This is a genomic window from Achromobacter dolens (assembly GCF_902859745.1).
GTDB classification, from domain to species: Bacteria; Pseudomonadota; Gammaproteobacteria; order Burkholderiales; family Burkholderiaceae_B; genus Achromobacter; species Achromobacter dolens.
The window spans coordinates 157,407-166,008 of sequence record NZ_CADIJW010000008.1; the positions used below are offsets into that span (position 1 = coordinate 157,407).

Here is an 8,602-nt window from a genome sequence, read left to right on the forward strand (position 1 = left end):
GTCAACGTCACGGACCGATGATGGGCATATTGCCCGCGCGAAGCGGCGCCGGTGGGAAGGCCTTTGCCTGTGGGCTTGCAGCGCGGCCACGGGCGGCCCCGGCGCCGTTATTCGCCCTTGCCGCCACCCGCCGCGCGCAGGAAGTTTTCTTCCAGCACGTTCAGCACCCGGTTCAGCGTGTCGATGTCGGCGGCCGACAGGCCCTTGAGCGATTCGTCGAAGAAGGCCGCCCGCTTGGGCAGTGCCTCGTCGACCACGGCCTGGCCGGCCGGCGTGAGGCGGGCGTTGGTCAGCCGGTTGTCGTTCGGATCCACGGCGCGCGCGATCCAGCCGAGTTTCTGCATGGCCTGCAACTGGCGGGTGAGCGAGGCGGGATCGAGGCGGCAGCGCTCGGCCAGGTGCTTCTGCGAGCACTGGCCGCATTCATGCAATGCCAGCAGGATGCGCCAGCGCGGCAGCGCGTGGCCGACCCGGCCGCTGAAGGCGCTCTGCATGACGCGGTAGGTCTGGCCCATGTGCTGGATGACCTGCAGGCCCTGTTGTTGTTTGGGCAAAAGCTACTCTCCGACGCTGGCGGGCTCCGGCTTGGAGACGCGCGCCAATTGCACCAGGGGGACGCGCCGCACGCACCACAGCGCCAGCACCGCGACCGCCAGGGCGATGAGTTGCCCCTCGTGGATGGCGCCGACCAGCGCCACCCGCGCGATCTCGATCAGCGACGTTCCATCCTGGCCTTGATGCGCCAATTGTGCCAGGAACTGCGTCTGGGCCTGGGGATTGACCAGCATCTGCGGGTCGTCCAGTTGCGGCAGCCAGCGCGCCGAGGCGCCGCGCAGCGTCGATTCAACGCCGCTGAAATAGCTGTGGTTGACCATGGTGCCGACCACGGCGGTGCCGAGCATGCCGCCGATCATGCGCAGCGATTGCAGCAGCGCGGTGGCGATGCCCAGGTGGCTGCGGCCGGCGGTCTGCTGCGCGAACACGGTCAGGTTGGGCATGATGAAGCCCATGCCGAGGCCGGCCATCAGCATGTAGGCGGCAATCAGGCCGTGCGGCGTGTAGTTGTGGGTGGTGACGATGCCCATACAGGATAGCGCCATCAGGATGAAGCCCGCGTACAGCATGCGGTTGGGGTTGCGGATGCGGGTGATGATGCGGCCGTTGATGATGCTGCCCACGGTGATGAAGACCACCATCGGCGTGATCAGCAGTCCCGCGTCCTGCGGCGACAGGCCGAAGCCGCCCTGCAGCAGCAGCGGTGCGTAGAACAGCAGCGAATACATGGTCACGCCCACCAGCAGCGCCAGTATGAACAGCATCGCCAGGCCGCGGTTGCGGAACATGTCGAACGGCAGCAGCGGATGCGGGCAGCGCCGCTCCCACCAGTACAGCAGGCCGAAGGCGGCGGCGCTGCCGGCGCCCAGCAGCACGATGGTGGCGCTCAGGCCTTCCTTGGGCAGCAGTTCCACCAGCAGTTGCAGGCCGCCCAGCGCGGCGGCGATCAGCAGCGCGCCCTGCCAGTCCAGGCGCACCTTGCCGGTGGTGTGATTGCGCAGGTGCGGCAGGTAGCGCGCGACGAACCAGAGGCCGAGGATGCCGATGGGCAGGTTCACGTAGAACACCGAGCGCCAGCCATAGTGCTCGGTCAGCGCGCCGCCCAGCGTCGGCCCGACCGCGTTGGCGATGCCGAAGGCCGAACTGAGCATGACCTGCCAGCGCAGCCGCACGTGCGGGTCCGGGAACAGGTCGGGGATGGAGGCGAAGGCGGTGCCCACCAGCATGCCGCCGCCCACGCCCTGCAGGGCCCGCGCCAGCACCAGCGTGAACATGCTGTCGGCCGCGCCGCACAGCACCGAGGCCAGCGTGAACAGCACGATCGCCGCCACCACGAAGGGCTTGCGGCCATAGTAGTCGCCCAACCGGCCGAAGATCGGCACGGTGATGACCGAGGTCAGCAGGTAGGACGTCGCCACCCACGCGTACAGCTCGAAGCCCTTGAGCTCGGCCACGATGGTGGGCAGCGCGGTGCCCACCACGGTCTGGTCGATGGCCACCATCATCATGACGAAGCACATGCCCAGCATGGCGAGCAGGGTCTGCCGGAAGGGGAGCACCTGGCCGGGCGAATAAGGGGTGCTGGGGGCGGGGGCGGGCATTGTTGGATGTATCAATGATTGATGGGTCAATCATTCTAGCTCTACAATCCGCAAGACAGAAAACCGTCAGTTTTGCGCCCGGCGCGCAGGTGGGCCCGATTTGTTACGATAGCGGTATGTGCACGCTGGTCATGCTGGCGTCTTCAGCAGGTCTTTCCATGGCAGTTCCTCTCCGCTTGGCGTATCGGCCCCTGGCCTGACGCACGCGGCGGCACGCGATCGAAGACGGATAAATCAGTAAGCCTCGCGCCGGGCGCGACGGCATAGCGCCATTCCCGCGCCGGACGCGGCGGATGGCATTCAAGGATTACCAGTCGAGGTACCGACGGGGCGGCAATGAAAACGTGGTTCAAGCGCATTCTGATAGGCCTGGTGGTGTTGGTTGTCGTGGCCGTCGTTGGCCTGGCCATCTTTCTGCTGACGTTCGACCCCAACGCGTACAAGTACAAGCTCGAAGAGCTGGTCCAGGAACGCTATCACCGCACGCTCACGATCGACGGCGAGATCGAGCTGTCGCTGTTCCCGCGCATCGGCCTGTCGGTGCAGGGCGTGTCGCTGTCCGAGGTCAATAGCACCGAGACCTTCGCCTCCATCGAGAGCACCCGCCTGGCGGTGGCCGTCTGGCCGCTGCTGTCCAACAGTTTCGTGGTGGACCATGTCGCCATCAGCGGCTTCAAGGCGCGCCTGGTGCGGGGCAAGGACGGCCAGTTCAATTTCAGCAACCTGGTCGGCGGCACCGCGCCTGTGGTGGCTACGCCCGCCAATCCCGCCGAGGCCCTCGCGGGGGCGGCGCAGACCGCCGCGCAAGCGCTGACCAGCGGCGCGCTGCCGCCGTCGCGCAACAACATGCAGATCGACATCGCCGGCCTCGACCTGAAGGATGGCGAGGTGCTGCTGCAGGATGAGATGTCGGGCATGGCGGTGGCCGTGACCAAGATCAACGCCAATACCGGCCGCGTCACCTTCAACCAGCCGTTCGACGTGCGCCTGACGGCGCGCCTGGAAGGCGGCAACCCGCGCATCGACGCCAACCTGACCGGCCAGGCGTTGCTGACGCTGGACCCGTCCGCCAAGCGCTACGCGGCGCAGAAGCTCGATCTGCGCATGGACGGCAAGCTGCCGGGCGCCGAGGCCAAGAGCCTGGCGATGCGCGGCAACCTGGCGTTCAACGGCCAGAAGTCGGCGCTGGACGTGGCCGGGCTGGAAGTCGTGTTCCAGGGCGACGTCACCGATCCGGCCGCGCGCGCCACCAACGTGGACGCCAGCGTGGCCATGCCCAAGCTGTCGATCGACCCGCACAAGAGCCAGTTGCAGATCGAGAAGCTGGCGGTGCGCGCCAAGGGCGGCGTGGCCGACGGCCCGTTCGAATTCGCCGTGGACGCGCCGGCGCTGAACATTTCGCCGACGCAGGCCACGGGCGAGGCGCTGACCGGCCGCGTGCGCATCAGCGGGCTGGACGCCAGCTTTGGCCTGAACGGCATCAGCGGCAACGCCACCGAACTCGACATCAAGGAAGCCAAGCTCGACAGCACCTCCAAGAAGGGCGAGCGCGTAGTCAAGCTGACCTTCGCCTCGCCGCTGTCGCTGAACCTGCTGCAGCGCCAGGGCAGCCTGGCGGCGCTGCGCGGCGATGTCAACATCACCGACCCGGGCCTGCCCAAGGGCAGCCTGCAGATTCCCGTGATCGGCAGCCTCAATGTCGATCTGACCAAGGACACGGCCAGCAGCAAGATCAACGCGGTGCTGGAAGGCGGCAAGTTCGACCTGACCGCCGACATCGCCAAGCTGAGCGATGCGCCGCAGGTGAATTTCGCGCTGGCCGTGGATACGCTGGACCTGGACAAGCTGGTGCCGCCGGCGGCCGCGGCCGCGCCGGCCAAGCCGCCCGCCGACGGCAAGAAGGACGAGAACAAGCCGGTTGCGCCGGCGCCGGCCGCGCCCGCGGATGATTCGATCAACCTGTCGGCGCTGGTCGGCCCGAGCGTGAACGGCACGCTCAAGGTCGGCAAGCTGGTGGTGCGCGGCCTGAAGGCCGATGACGTCGCCGCCGCCGTCAAGCTGGACCGCGGCAAGCTCGATATCTCCAGCCTGACCGCCGGCCTGTACGGCGGCAAGCTGGCCGGCGCGCTGTCGGTGGACGCGGCGCAGGGCAACCAGTTGGCGACCAAGATGTCGCTGGCGGGCATTTCGATCGAACCGCTGCTGGTGGACCTGGCGCAGCGTAACGTGCTGAGCGGCACCGGCAGCCTGGCGCTGGATCTGAAGACCGCCGGGGCCAACGCCTACGCCATGAAGAGCGGCCTGGGCGGCACGCTGCAGGTGCGGCTGCGCGACGGCGCGGTCAAGGGCATCAACCTGGCGCAGACGCTGCGCGAGCTGAAGGCCGCGCTCAAGCCCGAGTCGCAGGACGAAACGGTGGCGGCCGACACCAGCAAGCAGACCGCGTTCTCGGAAATGGATGCGGACCTGGCCTTCACCAAGGGCGTGGCGAGCGTCAAGCGCCTGAACGTCGTGTCGCCGCTGTTGCGCGTGACGCAGGGCGAGCCGGCCACCATCGACTTCGTCAAGAGCGAGCTGGACCTGGTGGCGCGCGCGCGCGTCGTCAATCCGGCGGCCGACCCGGAAGGCAAGGAATTGATCGACCTGAAGGACGTGACGATTCCGGTGCACGTGCGTGGTCCGTTCGAGAAGCCCACCTACACGCTGCTGTGGAAGGACGCCGTCGCCGGCATCCTCAAGCGCAGCCTGGAAAACAAGCTGCGTGAAGCCGTGACCGGCAAGGGCGGCGCGGCGGTGGACAAGGCCCTGAAGGGCCTGCTGGGCAAATGAGCGCCGCCACCTTCCAGCCCATCGCCCAGTGCGGCGTGACGGCGCAGGCCGAGGCCGCGCCGTATCATCGCCAATGGCTGGTGGCCAACGATTCGGGCCAATGGCTCAACCGCGAGCTGTGCCCGCGGCTGGCCGATGTGGCGGTGGAACTGCGCCTGGGCTACCTGGTGCTGCGCGCGCCGGGCATGCTGCGCATGGATATTCCGCTGGACGTGATCGAGGACGACGACAGCGTGCGCTACAGCATGAAGGTCGGCGAGCAGGTCATCGACGTGGTCGACGAAGGCGAGCTGGCCGCCGCCTGGATCTCGAATTTCGTGCAGGTGCCGTGCCGCATCCTGAAGGTGCATCCGGACACGCCTGTGTCGGTCTGGCCGGACTGAGTCTGGCGCGGGAAGTCCGGGGGCGCGCCGCTGCGCGACGCGCTTGTCATCGGCAACGCATGAAGCGGCTGCTTCAGGCCGCCGGCCTGCGTTTGTATTCGAACACGGTGTGGGCCAGCAGGCCCGCCACCAGGCCCCAGAAGGCCGAACCGATACCCCAGAAACTGAAGCCCGAGGCCGTCGCCAGCAGCGTGATGAGCGCGGCTTCGCGCCGTTGCGGGTTGGCCATGGCGGCGGCCATGCCGCCCATGATGGTGCCCAGCAGCGCGAGGCCGGCCAGCGCCGCCAGCAGCGCGGCCGGCAGCGCCTGGAAGAACACCGCCACCGCGCCGGCGACGATGCTCAGCGCGAAATAGCTGACGCCGTAGGTGGCCGCGGCGATGTAGCGCTTGGACGGTTCGGCGTGCGCTTCGGGGCCGGTGCAGATGGCCGCGCTGATCGCGCCCAGCGTGACGCTGTGGGCGCCGAACGGGGCGGCCAGCAGGCCGAGCAAGCCGGTGGCGGCGACCAGCCGCGAGGCCGGCGGACGGTAGCCGGCGGCCTGCAGGATGGCCAGGCCGGGCAGGTTCTGCGAGGCCATCGCCACCACGAACAGCGGCACGCCCAGGCTGATCGCGGCCTGCATGCTGAAGACGGGCGTGGTCCAGACGAACTCGGTCAGGTGCCAGTCGAGCTGGTCGACCCGCATCAGGCCCAGGCCGGCCGCCATGGCGACCGCCACGGCCATCACCACCAGCACCGCGTAGCGCGGCGCCCAGCGCCGGCACACCAGGTAGGCGGCGCACATGGCCAGCACCAGCGCCGGCTGCTTGCCGACATTGGTGAAGATGCCCATGCCGAAGTTGAGCAGCACGCCCGCCAGCATGGCGGCGGCGACTTCGCCGGGAATGCGGCGCAGGATGGGATCGATCCAGCCGAACAGGCCGCAGGCCAGCGTCAGCGCGGCGGCCAGCACGAAGGCGCCGATGGCTTCGGGGAACGGCACGCCGGCCAGCGCGGTCACCAGCAGGGCCGCGCCGGGCGTGGACCAGGCCATGACGATGGGCAGGCCGGTGCGCAGGCTGTAGGCCGCGCCGCCCAGGCCCAGCACCAGGCTGAGCGAGCCGATCCAGGAGCCGATGCGGGCGGCGTCCAGGCCGGCGGCATGGCCGGCCTGCACCATCAGCACGGCGGTGCCGCCGAAGCTGACCAGCACGGCGACCAGGCCGGCCGCGATCGCCGAGGCGGACAGGTCGCGGCGGGCGTTGGGGCGGGTGGCGGGGGGATCGAAGACGGGTTGCGCGGTGTCGCTCATGCGGCACCGGTCAGGCGGCGGTACTTGGCCATCAGTTGTTCCTGGCCTTCATTCCATTGCGGGTGCAGCTCGATGCATTCCACCGGACAGACCACCTTGCATTGCGGCTCGTCGTGATGGCCGACGCATTCCGTGCAGCGGTCAGGGTCGATGACGTAGTATTCCTCGCCCATGGAAATCGCGTCGTTCGGGCACTGGGGCTCGCAAACGTCGCAATTGATGCATTCTTCGGTGATGGTCAGGGCCATGATGGGGTGGCTACGGAATCCGGCAGGGATACTGCAATTGTACTGCCGGGCCCGACGGGCGCCCGGCAAGCCCCTGGCGCCGACCTGCCCATCCCGGCGCTTGCCGTCCGCCAAAACGCAGGGAGGGCGCACAAGGCGCCCTCCGGGAGGGTTCGGTGAGGCGGGGAGCGGCAGCGCTCAGCCCGGCCAGGATTGCTCGCGGCGTTCCTTGGCCTTTTCCTGCAGCCAGCGTTCCACCGAGGGGAACACGAACTTGCTGACGTCGCCGCCCAACTGGGCGATTTCGCGCACGATGGTGCCGGAGATGAACTGGTATTGATCCGACGGCGTCATGAACAGGGTCTCGACGTCGGGCAGCAGATGGCGGTTCATGCCAGCCATCTGGAATTCGTATTCGAAGTCGGACACGGCGCGCAGGCCGCGCACGATCACGCGCCCGCCCTGGTCGCGCACGAAGTCCTTGAGCAGGCCGCCGAAGCTCTGCACTTCCACGTTGGGATAGTGCCCCAGCACTTCGCGCGCGATATCCACGCGCTCGTCGATGCTGAAGAAGGGCTTCTTGTTGCGGCTGTGCGCGATGCCGACGACGACTTTGTCGAAAAGCGTGGCGGCGCGGCGGACCAGGTCTTCGTGGCCTCTGGTCAGCGGGTCGAAAGTGCCGGGGTAAACAGCGATGATCATGCGAGCTCCGTACCGTTATTAGTGGTGTACACCATCCTCCGAAGCTCGGATTATTGATCTATTTGCGCAATGCAGCAAATTCCAGCAGATGGTAGTGGACCGCGCCTGCCTTGTCCTGGCGCAGGATCTCGAAGCCGTCGGGCGCTTCGATGGGGTTTTCGGCCTCGACGTAGACCAATCCGCCCTCGGCCAGGATGCCGGGCAGGATAGGCCACAGGCGCGGCAGCCAGCCCTGTCCGAAGGGGGGATCCAACAGGATGAGGTCAAAGCGGGAGGCATCCATTCTTTCGACGACCTGCATCGCATCGCCCACATGGATGCGTATCATGTCGGCTTTGAGCTTGTCGCGCAGTGTCCGCAGCGCGGACGCGGCAGTCTTGTCGCGTTCCACCATCTGCACGTGCGCCACGCCGCGCGAGGCCGCCTCGAAGCCCAGGGCGCCGCTGCCGGCGAACAGGTCCAGCACCTGCTTGTCGGCGAATTCGCCGCCCCACAGGTGATTGAGCCAGTTGAACAGCGTTTCCCGCACCCGGTCGGGCGTCGGGCGGAGCGTCTCCACGTCGGGCACGACGATAGGGGTGCGCCGGTATTGGCCCCCGACGATACGAATATACTTGTTACCCATGTTTAGCCGCTTCTTCAAGAAAAAATCCCCTCCGCCCGCCGCGCCGGCCCAGCCCGCGCCGCCGCCGGAGCAGGTGGATGCCGGGATCGCGCCGCAAGCCGAGGCCGAGGTCCCCGCCCAGCCCGTCGAACCCGCCGTTCCGGCGCGCGAATTCGCGCCCGTCGCGACGCCAGAGGTGACCCTGCCGGTGCCGTCCGCCGAGGTGCCCGCGCCGGCGTCGGCCAGCGTGCCGCAACCGTCGCCGGCCGTGGTGCCGCAGCCGCAGGCCTCGGCGCCCGTGGTTGCGCCTGCTGCCACGCCCGCTTCCACACCTGCTTCCGCCGCACCCGCTTCCGCGCCCGTGGCTGCCGCGCCGGCCGTGACGCCCAGCGCGGCCGCGCCGGCCG

Annotated in this window: 8 protein-coding genes; 2 read left to right on the forward strand and 6 right to left on the reverse strand. The window is 68.2% G+C overall.

Annotated features, from left to right (window positions below; genetic code table 11):
* Nucleotides 1-107: 107 nt before the first annotated feature.
* Both HV783_RS09400 and HV783_RS09405 read right to left on the reverse strand, forming a co-directional pair.
* Nucleotides 108-554, reverse strand: coding sequence for a MarR family winged helix-turn-helix transcriptional regulator (locus tag HV783_RS09400; RefSeq protein ID WP_054500705.1), 447 nt, complete (start codon nt 552-554; stop codon nt 108-110).
* Between the two features lie 3 nt (nt 555-557).
* A complete protein-coding gene (locus HV783_RS09405; RefSeq protein WP_054500706.1) occupies nt 558-2,156 on the reverse strand; it encodes an MDR family MFS transporter in 1,599 nt (532 codons plus the stop codon).
* A gap of 336 nt (nt 2,157-2,492) precedes the next feature.
* Here HV783_RS09405 and HV783_RS09410 point away from each other — a divergent pair, with 336 nt between their 5' ends.
* Both HV783_RS09410 and HV783_RS09415 read left to right on the forward strand, forming a co-directional pair.
* Nucleotides 2,493-4,985: an AsmA family protein gene (locus tag HV783_RS09410; RefSeq protein ID WP_175189037.1), complete on the forward strand. Its 2,493-nt coding sequence runs from the start codon at nt 2,493-2,495 to the stop codon at nt 4,983-4,985.
* Entirely contained in the window at nt 4,982-5,368 is a 387-nt protein-coding gene (locus tag HV783_RS09415) for an MOSC N-terminal beta barrel domain-containing protein (RefSeq protein ID WP_054500708.1), read from the forward strand. Before HV783_RS09410 ends, HV783_RS09415 begins: the two co-directional genes overlap by 4 nt.
* Nucleotides 5,369-5,441: 73 nt before the next feature.
* On the opposite strand, the gene HV783_RS09420 is transcribed toward HV783_RS09415, so the two are convergent.
* The 4 genes from HV783_RS09420 to rsmD form a co-directional block, all read right to left on the reverse strand.
* Nucleotides 5,442-6,662: a benzoate/H(+) symporter BenE family transporter gene (locus HV783_RS09420; protein ID WP_049076138.1), complete on the reverse strand. Its 1,221-nt coding sequence runs from the start codon at nt 6,660-6,662 to the stop codon at nt 5,442-5,444.
* Nucleotides 6,659-6,910, reverse strand: coding sequence for a YfhL family 4Fe-4S dicluster ferredoxin (locus HV783_RS09425; protein ID WP_049076136.1), 252 nt, complete (start codon nt 6,908-6,910; stop codon nt 6,659-6,661). Before HV783_RS09425 ends, HV783_RS09420 begins: the two co-directional genes overlap by 4 nt.
* 177 nt (nt 6,911-7,087) lie before the next feature.
* On the reverse strand, nt 7,088-7,591 hold the full coding sequence (gene coaD / locus HV783_RS09430; protein WP_006385942.1) for a pantetheine-phosphate adenylyltransferase: 504 nt from the start codon (nt 7,589-7,591) through the stop codon (nt 7,088-7,090).
* Nucleotides 7,592-7,649: 58 nt separating this feature from the next.
* Nucleotides 7,650-8,216: a 16S rRNA (guanine(966)-N(2))-methyltransferase RsmD gene (rsmD, locus tag HV783_RS09435; protein ID WP_175189040.1), complete on the reverse strand. Its 567-nt coding sequence runs from the start codon at nt 8,214-8,216 to the stop codon at nt 7,650-7,652.
* Nucleotides 8,217-8,602 lie beyond the last annotated feature (386 nt).